14 protein-coding genes are annotated in these 16,330 nt (G+C 64.0%); 12 read left to right on the top strand and 2 right to left on the bottom strand.

Features of this window, described 5'->3' with window-relative positions; translation table 11 throughout:
• Positions 1 to 59: 59 nt before the first annotated feature.
• On the top strand, positions 60 to 503 hold the full coding sequence (locus P5W98_RS20730; RefSeq protein ID WP_175195556.1) for a MarR family winged helix-turn-helix transcriptional regulator: 444 nt from the start codon (positions 60 to 62) through the stop codon (positions 501 to 503).
• A gap of 87 nt (positions 504 to 590) precedes the next feature.
• Here P5W98_RS20730 and P5W98_RS20725 read toward each other — a convergent pair whose 3' ends face one another.
• Both P5W98_RS20725 and P5W98_RS20720 read right to left on the bottom strand, forming a co-directional pair.
• Positions 591 to 2,081, bottom strand: a complete 1,491-nt coding sequence (locus P5W98_RS20725; protein WP_421026215.1) for an aldehyde dehydrogenase — start codon at positions 2,079 to 2,081, stop codon at positions 591 to 593.
• A 118-nt stretch (positions 2,082 to 2,199) separates the two neighbouring features.
• Positions 2,200 to 2,769, bottom strand: a complete 570-nt coding sequence (locus P5W98_RS20720) for a cupin domain-containing protein (protein ID WP_421027045.1) — start codon at positions 2,767 to 2,769, stop codon at positions 2,200 to 2,202.
• 452 nt (positions 2,770 to 3,221) lie between these two features.
• Here P5W98_RS20720 and P5W98_RS20715 point away from each other — a divergent pair, with 452 nt between their 5' ends.
• The 11 genes from P5W98_RS20715 (at position 3,222) to P5W98_RS20665 (ending at position 16,316) form a co-directional block, all read left to right on the top strand.
• Positions 3,222 to 3,446, top strand: coding sequence for a hypothetical protein (locus tag P5W98_RS20715; RefSeq protein ID WP_421027046.1), 225 nt, complete (start codon positions 3,222 to 3,224; stop codon positions 3,444 to 3,446).
• 320 nt (positions 3,447 to 3,766) lie between these two features.
• Positions 3,767 to 4,567 carry a gamma-glutamyl-gamma-aminobutyrate hydrolase family protein gene (locus tag P5W98_RS20710; protein WP_421026216.1) on the top strand — a complete coding sequence of 267 codons (801 nt, stop codon included), beginning with the start codon at positions 3,767 to 3,769 and terminating at the stop codon, positions 4,565 to 4,567.
• 29 nt (positions 4,568 to 4,596) lie between these two features.
• Entirely contained in the window at positions 4,597 to 5,931 is a 1,335-nt protein-coding gene (locus P5W98_RS20705; protein ID WP_421026217.1) for a glutamine synthetase family protein, read from the top strand.
• A 19-nt stretch (positions 5,932 to 5,950) separates the two neighbouring features.
• The gene (locus P5W98_RS20700; RefSeq protein ID WP_421026218.1) at positions 5,951 to 7,402 is read left to right on the top strand and encodes an aspartate aminotransferase family protein; all 1,452 of its coding nucleotides are present in this window, start codon (positions 5,951 to 5,953) and stop codon (positions 7,400 to 7,402) included.
• Between the two features lie 79 nt (positions 7,403 to 7,481).
• The gene (locus P5W98_RS20695; protein WP_421026219.1) at positions 7,482 to 8,603 is read left to right on the top strand and encodes a polyamine ABC transporter substrate-binding protein; all 1,122 of its coding nucleotides are present in this window, start codon (positions 7,482 to 7,484) and stop codon (positions 8,601 to 8,603) included.
• Positions 8,604 to 8,901: 298 nt separating this feature from the next.
• Positions 8,902 to 10,053 (top strand): ABC transporter ATP-binding protein, encoded by a 1,152-nt coding sequence (locus P5W98_RS20690; RefSeq protein WP_421026220.1) that lies wholly within the window; start codon positions 8,902 to 8,904, stop codon positions 10,051 to 10,053.
• A 13-nt stretch (positions 10,054 to 10,066) separates the two neighbouring features.
• Entirely contained in the window at positions 10,067 to 11,020 is a 954-nt protein-coding gene (locus P5W98_RS20685) for an ABC transporter permease subunit (protein ID WP_421026221.1), read from the top strand.
• Complete coding sequence (locus P5W98_RS20680; protein ID WP_421026222.1) at positions 11,017 to 11,937, top strand: ABC transporter permease subunit; 921 nt, start codon at positions 11,017 to 11,019, stop codon at positions 11,935 to 11,937. Before P5W98_RS20685 ends, P5W98_RS20680 begins: the two co-directional genes overlap by 4 nt.
• 109 nt (positions 11,938 to 12,046) lie before the next feature.
• Positions 12,047 to 13,663: a DUF3138 family protein gene (locus tag P5W98_RS20675; protein WP_421026223.1), complete on the top strand. Its 1,617-nt coding sequence runs from the start codon at positions 12,047 to 12,049 to the stop codon at positions 13,661 to 13,663.
• 56 nt (positions 13,664 to 13,719) lie between these two features.
• Entirely contained in the window at positions 13,720 to 15,012 is a 1,293-nt protein-coding gene (locus P5W98_RS20670; protein ID WP_421026224.1) for an NAD(P)/FAD-dependent oxidoreductase, read from the top strand.
• On the top strand, positions 15,012 to 16,316 hold the full coding sequence (locus P5W98_RS20665; protein ID WP_421026225.1) for an NAD(P)/FAD-dependent oxidoreductase: 1,305 nt from the start codon (positions 15,012 to 15,014) through the stop codon (positions 16,314 to 16,316). The genes P5W98_RS20670 and P5W98_RS20665 overlap by 1 nt, the downstream gene beginning before the upstream one ends.
• Positions 16,317 to 16,330 lie beyond the last annotated feature (14 nt).

Below are 16,330 nucleotides of genomic sequence, written 5' to 3'. Positions count from 1 at the left end.
CCGCGCTCGCGAAGCGCGTCGCGGGGCCCCGGCCGCGCGGCGCACCGTATAATCGCGCGATGACTACTGACCTGGAAAAACGCTTCGGCTTTCTCGTCGTCGACGTGGGCAGCCTGTATGGCAAGCGTTACGACGAGCTTGCAAAGTCGTCGCTCGAACTCACGCGCGCGCAGTGCCGCACGATCGCGTATCTCGCGCATTACGGCGACATGAACCAGGCAAGCCTGGCCGAGCGTCTCGAAGTCGCGCCGATATCCGCTGGCAGGCTGCTGGAAAGAATGGAGGAAGGCGGCTGGGTCGTGCGCGCCCCCAACCCCGAAGACCGCCGCGAGTGGCTGGTGAGCCTCACGCCCAAGGCCGAAAGTGCGCTCAGCGGCGCGCGCCGCGTGGGCGACGAGGTGCAGGCCGAAGCGCTGGCCGGCTTCACGCCCGAAGAAGCCGAGCAGTTCAGTCGGATGCTCCAGCGCGTGCGCGCCAATCTGGGCGCGCTCGTCGAGCGCTGATTCAACCCATCACGTGAATCGCTCGCGCGCTTGCGAGCGCCGCCCGCCGGCAAGCTTGCGCCTGCCGTGCGGGCTCGCCCGTCTTTTTTAGCGCAGCCGCACGAGTGTGGACTTCAGCTCCGTGTACTTCTCGAGCGCATGAAGCGACTTGTCGCGGCCATTTCCCGACTCCTTGAAGCCGCCGAACGGGAAATTCATGTCGCCGCCTTCGTCATAGCAGTTGACCCACACGGTGCCCGCGCGCAGGCGGCGCGAAATCTCGTGCGCATGCGTGAGGTTCGCCGTCCACACCGCCGCCGCCAGCCCGTAATCGCTGTCGTTGGCGATGCGCACTGCGTCGTCGATCGTGTAGAACGTAATGACCGAAAGCACCGGGCCAAAAATCTCCTCGCGCGCGATGCGTGCGTCGTGGCGCGTATCGAACACGGTCGGCTCCACGTAGAAGCCGCCGCTCGATGCATTCACGCGCTCGCCGCCCAGCAGCAGCGTGGAATCCTTGCGCCCCGCCTCGATATAGCCGAGCACGCGCTCGAGTTGAGCCTTGTCGACGATCGCGCCCATCGACACATCGGGATCGAGAGGATTCCCAGGCTTGTATGCCTTCGCCGCTTCGAGCAGCTTCGCGAGGAACACGTCCTTGATGTCGCGATGCACTAGCAGGCGCGAGCCCGCTGTGCACATCTCGCCCATGTTGTAGAAGATTGCACCGGCTGCGGCTTTTGCCGCACGATCGAGGTCCGGGCAATCGGGCAGCACGATGTTGGGCGACTTGCCGCCAAGTTCGAGCCACACGCGCTTGAGGTTGGACTGGCCCGCGTACTGCATGATCTGCTTGCCCACGTTGGTCGAGCCCGTGAAGGCGAGGCAGTCCACGTCGCGATGCAACGCAAGCAGCTTGCCCGGCTCGCCGCCGCCCGGCAGCACGTTGAACACGCCCGCCGGAATACCCGCCTCGTGCGCGAGTTGCGCCACGCGAATGGCCGTGAGCGGCGACTTCTCCGAAGGCTTGAGCACGACGCTGTTGCCGGCGGCCAGCGCGGGCCCGAACTTCCACGACGCCATCAGGATCGGGAAATTCCATGGCACCACGGCCGCCACCACGCCGATGGGCTCGCGCGTGACGAGGCCCACGAGATGATGGTCGGCGGGCACGACCTCGCCGCCCACCTTGTCGATGGCCTCGGCGAACCATTCGACGCAATAGGCCGCGCCCGGCACGTCCACCGTGGTGGTGTCGCCAATCGGCTTGCCCGCATCGAGCGTTTCGAGGAGCGCGAGTTCGTCCAGGTGCTCGCGCATGAGCGCGGCCCAGCGCAGCAGCACCGCCTTGCGCTCGCGCGGATTGCGGCCTGCCCACACGCCGTGCTCAAAGGCGCGGCGCGCAGCGGCCACGGCGGCATCGACATCAGCCGCGCCGCAATCGGCCACGCTCGTGAGCACACGGCCGTCAATTGGGCTCACGCAATCGAAGGTACGGCCCGAATACGCGTCGCGCACCGCACCGTCGATGAATGCACGCCCTTCGATCGAAAGCGATGCGGCCTTGTCCTGCCAGTAAGCGAGAGTTCTCTTTTCCATGAGGATGCCTCAATGATTTGCGATCCACTTCGCGTGCCGCGGATGCTGCCGAATTTCAGGCGAAATTCAGCCTGAATTCAACATAAGGGCAGCAGGAAGCGAATCTGATATGCGCGAGTCAGAAGGTGGGCGGCGAATTGGCCGACACCACCTCGCAAACATCGCTCGCGCTGGGATTGCGAAACCGGTGCGGAAGACGGCTTTCGAAGTAGTAGCTGTCGCCGGGGTCGAGCAGCCAGGTGGTGCCGTCCACGCTCAGTTCGAGCTGGCCGGACACCACGACGCCGCCCTCGTGGCCCGCATGCGAGAGCATTTCGGCGCCGGTGTCGGCGAGCGGCTGATACACCTCGCGCATGATGCCCATGTTGCGGTCCTTCACGTTCGCGCCGGCGAGATAGAACTCGATGGACGCGTTGCCGAGATTAGGCATCTCGTTGCGGCGCGACACCACGCTCGCGCCCTCGTTTAGATCGAAGGTGAAGAACTCCGCAAGACTCATGGGAATGCACTCGAGCAGCTTCTTGAGCGAGCCCACTGAGGGACTGACACGACTTTGCTCGATCAGCGAAATCGCGCCATTGGTAACGCCCGCGCGCTTGGCGAGCTCGCGCTGCGACAATCCATAGCGTTTGCGCACGTAGCGCAGACGTGTTGCGACTTCAGTAGAAGCGGATGCGGACTCGGTCACGTTCGAAAGCCGGTTGATCAGGAAGCGCGCCAAAAAACCACTGCGGACGACTGCGAACCGCAATGAGCGACGGACGAACAACAACAAAAACGGCACGTCGGTGTGTTGAATATTCTAATCAGTTTGCAAGATTTTGCGCTAGTGGAAACCCCTGTAAGTAAATCGAAATATAAAAGCATCCGGGCATATTTCGTGTTTGTCGGGGTTCACAGAACGCCCTCGGGAAAGTGCTGACACAAAAAAACGTAAAAAATAATTGACGGCCTTTTTGGCTCGTATATGCTGAAACACAGGTTGATCGAACGATGACCGCGAGCATGAAATGGTCCTGCAATACACCATTCATGCAATGCACATTGAACGACACCAATGTTCAGATTGATGCAGTGCGAAGTATTCATTCCGCACTGAATAAATCGGGCAATTCTTCAACCACCCAGTCGAGTGTAATTGTGAGAGTCCGTGGCCCTCTGGTGAGATGGGAACGAAGTCATGCGAGGTGTCTTCGCAGTGACTGCGCCGCCATCGCCGACGGCGTTCGCGGCAGGCTTGCCTCTCGCCTGCTTCCATCCGTCTTCACCATTCTTTCCCGCCGGTCCGTTCGACGCCATAACGCCGTCTCGGCCCGCGCCTTCATCGCCGTTCATACCGACGAAGTCGCGTCGCTGCTGCCCTAGCGCCTCTCCTTCCTGCGCTGTTCGTTTTCATCGCCGTTTTTGTCGCCGCTTTTATCGCCGTCCATTGCACGCGAGCCGCATTGCTGCGCGCCCGCGGCGCGGTTGCGCACGCCTTTGCACGGTGTCGCCGCATAACGGCCGGAAACGAACCGCCTACATGATCTCCACCCGCGGCGCCATGCGTTAGCAACGCTCGCGCGCCGCACCTAAGGTTTGCGGCCTTGCCTCGTGCAGGGTTGCAAGGTCATGTCACGTCCGGGCCTTACTGCAAAATCTTTTTGCATATGCATTGCCCGGGCAAAAGAAGTGAAACATTAGTCATGCGAACCAAGCCATTGATTGGAGTCACCGCCGATCGCACGATGATGGGACCGCACGCGTCGCACGTGGCCGGCGAGAAGTACATCGCCGCCGCCGTGGACGGCTCGGGCGGGCTCGTGGTGGTGCTGCCGGCGCTCGGCGCGCGACAGGCCACGGCCGACCTGCTCGAAGCCGTTGACGGGCTGCTCTTCACCGGCAGCTACTCGAACGTGGAGCCGCATCGTTACGGCGGCGCGGCTAGCGCCGCAGGCACGTTGCACGACCCCGAGCGCGACGCCACCACACTGCCGCTGATGCGCGCGGCCATCGACGCGGGCGTGCCCGTGCTCGCCATCTGCCGCGGCTTTCAAGAGATGAACGTGGTGTTCGGCGGCACGCTGCATCAGCAGGTGCATGCCGTTGACGGCTTCGACGACCATCGCGAGAACAAGGCCGACACGCTCGATACGCAATATGGCCCGGCGCACACCATCGCGCTGGCCGAGGGCGGCTTGCTGCAACGGCTCGCCGGCGGCACAGGCGAGACTCGCGAAGCCCGGGTGAATTCGCTGCACGGGCAAGGCATCGAAACGCTCGGCGGCGGACTGGTTGTGGAAGCAACGGCACCCGACGGCCTGATCGAAGCAATCAGCGTGGCCAATGCGGCGAGCTTCGCGCTCGGCGTGCAATGGCACCCGGAATGGCAGCACGCGCAGAACGCGCTGTCCACCGCGATTTTCCGCGCCTTCGGCGAAGCCTGCCGCGCCCGCATGCTGGCCCGAATACCGTGCGGAGCCGGGCGCCAATCCATGCACGCATGACGCCGGCTCATACAGAACAGAGAGAAATCATGAACGACATCGACGACTTCCTGAAGAAGCACCACATTACCGAAATCGAAGCGATCATCCCCGATATGGCGGGCATCGCGCGCGGCAAGATCATCCCGCGCAGCAAGTTCGAATTCGGCGAAAACATGCGGCTGCCGCAAGCGGTGATGATCCAGACCGTGACCGGCGACTATCCCGAGGACGGCAGCCTCACCGGCGTCACCGACCCGGACATGGTGTGCGTGCCCGACGCCTCGACCATCCGCATCATTCCGTGGGCCGTCGATCCCACCGCACAGGTGATCCACGATTGCGTGCACTTCGACGGCACGCCGGTCGAGATCTCGCCGCGCCGCGTGCTGCGCCGCGTGCTCGAACTTTACGAAGCGAAGGGCTGGAAGCCCGTGATCGCGCCGGAACTGGAGTTCTATCTCGTCGACATGAACAAGGACCCGGATATTCCGCTCACGCCGCCGGTGGGGCGCACGGGCCGTCCGGAAACGGGCCGCCAGGCGTATTCGATCGAGGCGGTCAACGAGTTCGACCCGCTCTTCGAAGACATCTACGAGTACTGCGATATCCAGGGCCTCGAAGTCGATACGCTGATTCACGAAGTGGGCGCGGCGCAGATGGAGATCAACTTCCTCCATGGCGACCCGCTCAATCTCGCCGACCGCGTGTTCCTCTTCAAGCGCACCGTGCGCGAAGCCGCGCTGCGCCATCACATGTATGCAACCTTCATGGCCAAGCCGATGGAGAACGAGCCGGGCTCGGCCATGCACATTCACCAGAGCATGATCAGCGCCGAGAGCGGCCAGAACCTCTTCACGGGCTCGGACGGCAAGGCCACGGACATGTTCTACGCGTACATCGCGGGCCTGCAGAAGTACACGCCCGCGCTCATGCCGATCTTTGCGCCGTACATCAATTCGTATCGCCGTCTCTCGCGTTTCATGGCCGCGCCCATCAACGTGGCGTGGGGCTATGACAACCGCACCGTGGGCTTTCGCGTGCCGTATTCGTCGCCGGCCGCGCGCCGCGTGGAGAACCGCATTCCGGGCGTGGACACGAACCCGTATCTCGCGATCGCGGCCACGCTGGCCGCCGGCTATCTGGGCATGACGCAGCACCTCAAGCCCACCGAGCCGCTCGTGAGCGACGGCTATTCGCTGCCGTATCAGCTGCCGCGCAACCTCGAGGAAGGCATCTCGCTGATGGCCGCGTGCGAGCCGCTCAAGGACATCCTCGGCGAGAAGTTTGTGCGCGCGTATCTCGCGCTCAAGGAAACCGAATACGAAGCGTATTTCCGCGTGATCAGTTCGTGGGAACGCAAGCACCTGCTGCTGCACGTGTAATAGAAAGGAGAAACGAAACATGAGCTATCGAATCGACGCCCCCGCCAGCGCAGTGCAAGAGCTGCCGACGACGCTGCGCGCGCAATCGACGCAAGCGGCACAGCCTGCGCGCTCGACCGCCGAATACCGCGCGCTCGACGCCGCGCATCACATCCATCCGTTCTCCGACATGGGCGCGCTCAACAAGGCCGGCAGCCGCGTGATCGTGAAAGCGAAGGGCGTGTACCTGTGGGACTCGGAAGGCAACCAGATCATCGACGGCATGGCCGGACTCTGGTGCGTGAACGTGGGCTACGGGCGCAAGGAGCTCGCCGATGCCGCCTACAAGCAGTTGCAGGAGCTGCCCTACTACAACACCTTCTTCAAGACCACGCACCCGCCGGTGATCGAGCTCTCGGCGCTGCTCGCCGAGGTGTCGCCCGAGCCGTTCAATCACTTCTTTTATTGCAACAGCGGCTCGGAAGGCAACGACACCGTGCTGCGCATCGTGCACCAGTACTGGCTCACGCGGGGCTTGCCCGCGAAGAAGGTCGTCATCTCGCGCAAGAACGGCTATCACGGCTCGACCATCGCGGGCGGCACGCTCGGCGGCATGGGCTACATGCACGAGCAGATGCCCTCGAAAGTCGAGAACATCGTTCACATCGACCAGCCGTACTTCTTCGGCGAAGCCGAAGGCAACATGACGCCCGGGGAGTTCGGTCTCGCGCGTGCACAACAGCTCGAAGCGAAGATTCTCGAAGTGGGCGCGGAGAACGTGGCCGCGTTCATCGGCGAGCCGTTCCAGGGCGCGGGCGGCGTGATCTTCCCGCCCTCGACCTACTGGCCGGAAATCCAGCGCATCTGCCGCAAATACGACATCCTGCTGTGCGCCGATGAAGTGATCGGCGGCTTCGGGCGCACCGGCGAATGGTTCGCGCATCAGCACTTCGGCTTCGAGCCCGATCTGATCACGATGGCCAAGGGCCTCACGAGCGGCTATGTGCCGATGGGCGCGGTGGGCCTTCACGACCGCATCGCGAAGGCGCTCATCGAAAACGGCGACTTCAATCACGGCCTTACTTACTCGGGCCATCCGGTGGCGGCAGCCGTAGCGGTCGCGAATCTCACACTGCTGCGCGACGAGAAGATCGTCGAGCGCGTGAAAACGGACACCGGCCCGTACTTCCAGCAGCGCCTGCGCGAAACCTTCGGCAATCACCCGATCATCGGCGACATCTCGGGCGCGGGTCTCGTCGCGGGCCTGCAGCTCGCCGAAGATCCGAAGGCACGCAAGCGCTTCGCGAACGGCGGCGACGTGGGCACGATCTGCCGCGACTTCTGCTTCAACGGCAATCTCATCATGCGCGCCACCGGCGACCGCATGCTGCTCTCGCCGCCGCTCGTGATCACGCGCGCCGAGATCGACGAAATCGTGTCGAAGGCGAAAAAGGCCATCGACGCAACCGCGCAACAACTGGGACTTTCGTAACGCTGAAAACGTCAGGGCAGGCGGCGCACGACGGGGTGCGTGCGCCGCCTGCCAATCCTCACCTTCCAGGGATACCAACATGAGTGTCAGTCATCTTCGTCACGCTGTCGCGCTGGCCGCGCTTGCCGCCTGCGCGGGCCTCACGGCCACGTCGAGCGCGCCGGTGCACGCCGCCGATAATCAGCTCAATGTCTACAACTGGTCCGACTACATTGCGAAAGACACGATCCCGAACTTCGAAAAGCAGTCGGGCATTCACGTGAAGTACGACAACTACGATAGCGACGATACCTTGCAGGCCAAGCTGCTCGCCGGCAGCTCGGGCTACGACATCGTGGTGCCCACCTCGAACTACATGGCCAAGCAGATCCAGGCCGGCGTGTACCAGAAGCTCGACAAGTCGAAGATCCCCAACCTCGCGAACCTCGATCCCGTGCTCATGCACATGATCGCCGACGCCGATCCGGGCAATCAGTACGGCGTGCCCTGGGCCTTCGGCACGGACGGCATCGGCTACAACCAGGAGGCCGTCGAGAAAGCCATGGGCGCGAACGCGCCCGTGGACAGCTGGGCGCTCGTGCTCGATCCCGCCAATCTCTCGAAGCTCAAAGGCTGCGGCGTGTCGTTCCTCGATCAGGCCGTGGACGTGTTCGCGGCGACGCTGCAATACATGGGCAAGAACCCGAACAGCACGAACCCGGCCGACTATCAGGCCGCCTATGAAGTGCTGAAGAAAGTCCGCCCGTACATCACGCAATTCAATTCGTCGGGCTACATCAACGACCTCGTGAACAACGATGTTTGCGTGGCTGTCGGCTGGTCGGGCGACGTCGGCATCGCGCACCGCCGCGCCGAGGAAGCCAAGCGCCCGTATCACCTCAAGTTCTCAAACCCGAAGGAAGGCGGCCTGCTCTGGTTCGACGTAATGGTGATTCCGAAGGACGCGCCGAACGCCGAGAACGCGATGAAGTGGATCAACTACATCGAAGATCCGAAGGTCAACGCGGCCATTACCAACGAAGTTTTCTATCCGACCGCGAACAAGGCCGCGCGCCAGTTCGTGACGGCGAGTGTCGCGCAGGACCCGACGGTCTATCCGCCCGAAGACGTGCTCAAGAAGATGACGCTGATGAAGCCGATGCCGGCCGATATCCTGCGCCTCGAAAACCGTCTCTGGTCGCAGCTGAAGACCGGCCGCTGATCGACCGAGCAGCGTAGCCATTCGCCCCTGAAGGAAACCGAAGCAGAAGGAAGGAGACAACGCGCGGAAGAGGGATCGCTCGACCCCTCGCCGCCAGATGTTCGCTGTTTCGAAGTCCGGCTGAGTGCGTCGCCTTGCTTTTTGAAACCGGCACGCCCCGCCTCCAACGAGCTCAGTTCGTAGTACTGATGTCCGCGAGGCGCTTTTGGCGCCCCGCGCGGGGCAACTCGCACCCGCGTTTCGCCAAACCGCGCAAGGACATGCCAGTGCCGCGATCAGAAAGGAACCCAGTTACACCATGAATCCGACGTCCAAAGTCAACGCCTCCGAAGCCGCTCGCGCCCAAGCCGCGGCCAGCTCCCGCGACGCTTTCGTGCGCATCGAAAACGTCGTCAAGAAGTTCGGCGACAGCGTCGCCGTCAACAACGTGAGCCTGAACATCGCGAAGAACGAGCTCTTCGCGCTGCTCGGCAGCTCCGGCTGCGGCAAGTCCACGCTGCTGCGCATGCTCGCGGGCTTCGAGACGGCCACATCGGGCAAGATCTTCGTCGACGGCGAAGACCTCGCGACGCTGCCGCCGTATCGCCGCCCGGTCAACATGATGTTCCAGTCGTACGCGCTGTTTCCGCACATGAGCGTGGAATCGAACGTTGCGTTCGGCCTCAAGCAGGAAGGCGTGCCGAGAAATGAGATCCGCGAACGCGTGGCCGATGCGCTCAATCTCGTGCAGATGGGCCGCTACGCGAAGCGCAAGCCGCATCAGCTTTCGGGCGGCCAGCAGCAGCGCGTCGCGCTCGCGCGCTCGCTCGTCAAGCGGCCGAAGCTGCTGCTGCTCGACGAGCCGATGTCGGCGCTCGACAAGAAGATCCGCCAGAAGACCCAGCTCGAACTCGTGAACATCATCGAGAAGGTCGATGTCACCTGTGTGATGGTCACGCACGACCAGGAAGAGGCGATGACGATGGCCAACCGCCTCGCGGTGATGAGCGAAGGCCGCATCGTGCAGGTCGGCGCGCCCGGCGAAGTCTACGAATTCCCCAATAGCCGCTTCTCCGCCGAGTTCATCGGCTCGACCAATCTGTTCGAAGGCAAGGTCGTCGAAGACGAGCCCGATCACATCTACATCGAAAGCGAAGACCTCGAAACGCGCATGTACGTGAGCCACGGCGTTACCGGGCCGCTCGGCATGCCGGTGGGGATCTCCGTGCGTCCGGAGCGCGTGCGCGTCACCCACGAAAAGCCCGGCACGCCGCACAACTGGGCGCGCGGCGTGGTCACCGATGTCGCCTACATGGGCAGCTACTCGCTCTATCACGTGCGTCTGCCCGGCGGCAAAACGATCGTCTCGAACCTCTCCAGCTCGCAGCTCATGAACGAAGGCGCGCCGGCATGGAACGACGACGTCTACGTCTCGTGGTCGCCCGCCAGCGGCGTCGTGCTCACGCAATAAGGGAGAGGCCGAGATGAGTACCCCTATGTCTTCCACGTCGAGCGCCGCCTCGCGCGGCGCGCTCGGACGCATGCTTGCGCGCGTCCTGCCCTCGGGCCGCACGACGGTGATCGGCGTGCCTTTCCTGTGGCTCACGCTGTTCTTCGCGCTGCCGTTCGTGCTGGTATTCAAGATCAGCTTCGCCGACCAGGCGATGAGCATCCCGCCGTATTCGAGCCTCGCCGAGATGAAAGACGGCATGGTGCACCTCGCACTGCAGCTGGGTCACTACGCCTTCCTGTTGCAGGACAGCCTCTATATCGCCACCTATATCAGCTCGCTGAAGATGGCGGCGGTCTCGACCTTCTTCTGTCTGCTGATCGGCTATCCCATTGCCTACTACATCGCGCGCTCGAATCCGGCCACGCGCAACATCCTCATGATGGCCGTGATGCTGCCGTTCTGGACCTCGTTCCTGATCCGCGTCTACGCATGGATCGGCATTCTCAAGGACGACGGCCTGCTCAATCACGCGCTCATCGCGATCGGCCTGATTCACTCGCCGCTGCGCCTCTATCACAGCGATGCGGGCGTCTATATCGGCATGGTCTATTCGTACCTGCCCTTCATGGTGATGCCGCTCTACGCGCATCTCGTGAAGATGGACCTCACGCTGCTCGAAGCCGCCTACGACCTCGGCGCGAAGCCGTGGGTCGCGTTCACGCAGATCACGCTGCCGCTCTCGAAGAACGGCATCATCGCGGGCAGCCTGCTGGTGTTCATTCCGGCGGTGGGCGAGTACGTGATTCCCGAACTGCTCGGCGGCGCGGACACGCTCATGATCGGCCGCGTCATGTGGGATGAGTTTTTCAACAATATGGACTGGCCGATGGCCTCGGCGGTCACCGTCGCGATGGTGGTGCTGCTGCTCGTGCCGATGGCGGTCTTTCAGTACTACCAGGTCAAGGAACTGGAGGAAAGCAAATGATCAAGCCCAATCGCACTCTTTCCACGGGCGTTCTCGCGCTGGGATTCCTGTTTCTCTATATCCCGATCATCAGCCTCGTGGTGTACTCGTTCAACGAGTCGAAACTCGTGACCGTGTGGTCGGGCTTCTCGCTCAAGTGGTACGCCGCGCTGCTGCAGGACGACGAACTGCTCACCGCCGCGTGGCTGTCGCTGAAGATCGGCCTCATGACGGCGTTCGCCTCGGTCGTGATCGGCACGTGGGCCGGCTTCGTGCTCGCGCGCTTCGGACGCTTTCGCGGCTTCACCCTGTTTGCCGGGATGATCAACGCGCCGCTCGTGATTCCCGAAGTGATCCAGGGCATCTCGCTGCTGTTGCTGTTCGTCGCCATGGAGCAGCTCATCGGCTGGCCGAAGGGCCGTGGCGTGATCACGATGTGGATCGGTCACGTGATGCTGTGCGTGTCCTATGTGGCGATCGTCGTGCAGTCGCGCGTGAAGGAGCTCGACAAGTCGCTCGAGGAAGCCGCGCTCGATCTCGGCGCCACGCCGCTCAAGGTGTTCTTCGTGGTCACGCTGCCGCTCATCTCGCAGGCGCTGCTCTCGGGCTGGCTGCTCTCGTTCACGCTCTCGATCGACGACCTCGTGCTCTCGGCGTTCCTCTCCGGCCCCGGCTCGACCACGCTGCCGCTCGTGGTGTTCTCGCGCGTGCGCCTCGGCCTGAATCCGGAAATGAACGCGCTGGCCACGCTCTTCATCTGCGCGGTGACGATCGGCGTGATCGCGGTGAACCAGATGATGTCGGCACGCGAAAAGAGGCGCATGCGCGACATGCAAATGGCCTTCGTGCAGCCCGATCCCTCTGAAGCCATCCAGAGCGCGGCACCGGGCGCGCCGGCCGGCGCAGTGGGCTCGCCGCTCGGCCGGCGAGCCGCTTGATGATCTGATCGCAGTCCACAAAGGCAGCGCGTGCTGCCGGCAACGCGCTGCGGCACAGGGGATTTTTATGCCGCTGCGCCTGCAATAACGACCCACTCGGAGAATTTCAATGAAGAAGAAGTTAATCTGTTTGCTGGTGGCCGGGGCATTGCCAGGGCTCGCCTTCGCGGACACGACTAGCGACCAGATCAAGGCCCTGCAGGCGCAGCTCAACGCGCTGCAAAAAGAGGTGAAATCGCTCAAGAGCGAACTCGCGGCGTCGAACCATGCCGCACAGGGCACGGCGAAAACCGCCACGGCATCGGCCGGCGGCGCGTCCTCGGGCGCGGCAGGCGCCACGCTCGTCGCAGCGCCCGCTGTGGATCCGTCCTCGCCCGACTATGGCAAGCAGCCTGCCCAGTTGACCAACGACCAGGTCGACCAGATGAAGCAGCAAATCGCGAACCAGCAAATGAAGGTGGATTCGCTCACCGACGCGGCCACGACCGGACCGCTCGCAGGTCTGTCGGTCACCGGCTATATCGACCCGACGTATATCTACAACCGCGCGCCGGGCACCTCATCGTTCCTGTTCGCGAACCATACCGGTTCGTACAACTACTTCAACAGCACATTCGGCGACGTCTACCTCGACATCAAGAAGACCTTCGGCGTCGGCCCGATGGCGCCTTCGGCCGAAATCACGCTCATGCCCAACCGCGGCAACGGCATCACGCTGCTGCAGAACGAGCATGGCGAGATCGGCAACAACATCCTGAACACGGCGGTCATCACGGTGCCGGTGACCTCCACCGGCACGTTCGTGGCGGGCCTCATGTCGAGCTTCGGCGGCTACGAGGTGCAGCAGTCGAACCAGATGCTCACCCTCACCCACAACCTGCTCTACGACTTCTCCGATCCGGGCAGCTATGTGGGCGTGGGCTGGAACTACTCGCCGAGCGGCAGCCAGTGGGCGTTCAAGTTCATGGTCGGCAACGAGCAGTACCGCACCTTCGGCGCCGTCACGCAGATCGGCACGAACGCGTTGGGCGACCCGATCACCACCAGCAACAAGATCCCGACCTTCACGGCGCGCGCCGACTACACGTGGTCGAGCGCACTCGATATCGGCGGCTCGTTCAACGTCGGCCGGCAGACGCTGTCGAGCGCGATCGACTCCACGACCGGCCAGACCGTCTATGGTCCGGGCGGCCAGGCATCGAGCTCGGGTGGCTACTTCTTCTTCGGCGAAGTCGATGCCAGCTACACGCTCGCGGACATCCAGTACAACGCCGAAATCGACTACGGCCAGCAGCAGCGCGCGGCGTTCAACGGCGGCAACGCACAGTGGTATGGTCTCTCGCTGCTCGCGCACCGCAAGTTTTTCGCGCCGGTGGTGGGCCGCATGGGCGTGACCGCGCGCTACGACGTGCTCGCCAACGGCAAGAACGGCGGCGGCGGCGGCGGCATCGTGCTCAACGGCAACGGCATGGATCCGTACAACGGCTTCGGCATCGGTTCGGACTGCCTCGCGAACTCGAAGGCGAGCGGCGGCTACGGCTTCGAATGCCACGGGGCTACGCGCCAGGACATCGCGCTCGACGTGCTGTTCTACGCGACGCAGCAGATCACCGTGAAGGTCGAATACCGCCACGACTGGGCCACGCAGAAGGTGTTCCTGCGCGACGACGGCTCGTACAGCAAGAGCAACGACCTGCTGGGCGCGCAGTTCATCTACTCGTTCTGACGAGTGCGCAGCGGGCGGCGGCGCGCATGCCGCCGCCCGCTTTTTTTGTATCCCCTATGCTCAAATTCGCCAATCAGCCTCATGCGCCGTCGTGGTACGCGGCCAGCATCAATGACACGACCCGCCACCCCGTGCTGCAAGGCGCGCTGGACGCCGATGTCTGCGTGATCGGCGCGGGTCTCACGGGCGTTTCGGCGGCGCTCAATCTTGCCGAACGCGGCTATCGCGTCGCGCTGCTCGAAGCTTCGCGGGTTGGCTGGGCCGCGAGCGGACGCAACGGCGGCCAGCTGATCGGCGGCTTCGCCTGCGGCTTGCACACGTTCGCGCAATTCATGAATGAAGACGAGATCAAGCAGATCTGGGCGATGGGCCTCGAAACGCTCGACATCGTGAAGTCGCGCGTGGCCCGGCACCAGATCGATTGCGCGCTCACGCCGGGCTACTTCACCGCCGCGAACAAGCCGCGCGACGTGGACGACCTCAAGCGCTCGCGCGACGAAGCCGCGACGCGCTTCGGCTACGACCGGTTCCGTTACGTCGATGGCGAAGGCGTGGGCCGGTACGTGAATTCGGCGCGCTATCGCGGCGGCCTTTACGATCCTGATAGCGGGCATCTGCATCCGCTCAACTACACGCTCGGACTCGCACGGGCGGCGCGCGAAGCGGGCGTGCAAATCTTCGAGGACAGCGCGGTCACGCGCATTCGCGACGAGCATGGCGGGCACGTCGTCGAAACGGCGCAGGGCCAGGTGCGCGCGAAGTTCGTCGTGCTCGCGTGCAACACGTATCTCGGTGCGCTGGCGCCGCAACTCGCGCGCAAGATCATGCCGGTCGGCACCTACGTAATCGCCACCGAAGCGCTCGGCGCGCAACGCATGGCGGCGTTGATGCCGGCGCAGGCCGCCGTGTGCGACAGCCGCTTCGTGCTCGACTACTTCCGCCCCGCGCCCGACACGCGGCTCCTGTGGGGCGGCAAGGTCAGCTATTCGAAGCTCGCTCCGCACAACCTGGGCGTTGCGATGCGCGCCGACATGCTCAAAACCTTCCCGCAACTCGCCGACGTGAAAGTCGACTACGCGTGGGGCGGCTTCGTCGACATCACGATGAACCGCGCGCCGCATTTCGGCCGCCTTTCCCCTACCGTGTATTTCGCGCAAGGCTTCTCCGGCCACGGCGTGAACACCACGGGCCTCGCAGGCACGCTGATTGCCGAAGCGATTCACGGCCAGGCCGCGCGCTTCGACCTGTTCGGCAAGATCCGCCACCGCGACTTTCCCGGCGGCGCTACACTGCGAACCCCTGCCCTCGTGCTCGCGATGGCATGGTATCGAATGAAGGATTTGCTCTGATGACTCTCGACCTCGACGCCCAGGCGGACCTGCTCGCCCGCGACTCGTACTACGAAGCCACCGCCACGCGCCCCGCCGACGACGACCCCGTGCTGGAAGGCATGATCGACGCCGATGTTTGCGTGATCGGCGCAGGCTTCGCGGGACTTTCGGTGGCGCTGGAGTGCCGCGCGCGCGGGCTCTCGGTCGCCGTGCTCGACGCGCATCGGCCTGGCTGGGGCGCCTCGGGGCGCAACGGCGGCCAGACGCTGGTGGGCTTTGCGAAAGACGAGGTGCTGGAAAAACAGCTTGGCGACATGGGCATACGCGCGGCATGGGCGCTGTCCATCGAGGGCGTGGCGCTGGTGCGCGAGCGCATCGCGCGCCATGGCATCGACTGCGATTTCACGCCGGGCTATGTGACGGTCGCCACGAAGCCCAAGCGCGTGCCTCACCTGCGCGCATGGATGGACGCCGCGCGCACGCGCTGGGGCTACGACAAGCTCGAATGGCTCGACACCGACGCCACGCGTGCGCGCGTAAATTCGCACAGCTATCTGGCGGGTGTCCACGATCCGTTCTCGGGGCATCTGCATCCGCTCAAGTACTGCCTCGGCCTCGCCGATGCGGCGCGCAACGAAGGCGCGCGACTGTTCGCCCACTCGCGCGCACTCGATGTGGCGCGCGGCGCGCGGCCGGTCGTGAGGACCGCGCGCGGCGAGGTGCGCTGCCGCTTCGTGGTGTCGTGCTGCAACGCCGCGCCCGGCGGCGTGCTGCCCGCGCCCATTGCGGCGCGCATCGCGCCCATCGCTTCGTACATCATCGCGACTGAACCGCTCGGGCGGGCGCGCGCGCAAGCGCTCATTCCCGGCCGCGCGGCCATTTGCGACAACAACTTCTTTCTCGACTATTTCCGCCTGTCCGCCGATGTCCGGCTGCTGTTCGGCGGCCGCGCCGATTCCACCGGCGCGGCGCCCGCACAACTCACCGAGGCGATGAAGCGGCGCATGACCGACGTGTTCCCGCAACTCGAAGGCGTGAACGTGGACTACGCATGGGGCGGCTTCGTGGACGTCACGCGCAATCGCGCGCCCGACTTCGGTGCGGTCGACCCGAATTATTACTACGTGCAAGGCTTTTCAGGGCACGGCGTGGCGCTCACGGGCATCGCGGGGCGCGTGGTTGCCCAGGCGATTGCGGGCGAGCGCGCGGCGTTCGATCTGTTTTCGCGCGTGCGTCACGCGCGCTTCCCGGGCGGACCGTCGTGGCGCAGGCCCGCACTCGAGATCGGCATGATGTATCACCGGGTGATGGAGATGCTTTAGAGCGTGTTCACGTT

Origin of the sequence: Paraburkholderia sp. A1BS-2L (genome assembly GCF_051125205.1) — a bacterium.
In the GTDB taxonomy this organism is placed as follows: Bacteria; Pseudomonadota; Gammaproteobacteria; order Burkholderiales; family Burkholderiaceae; genus Paraburkholderia.
This window is presented reverse-complemented; position numbering and strand designations above follow the sequence as displayed.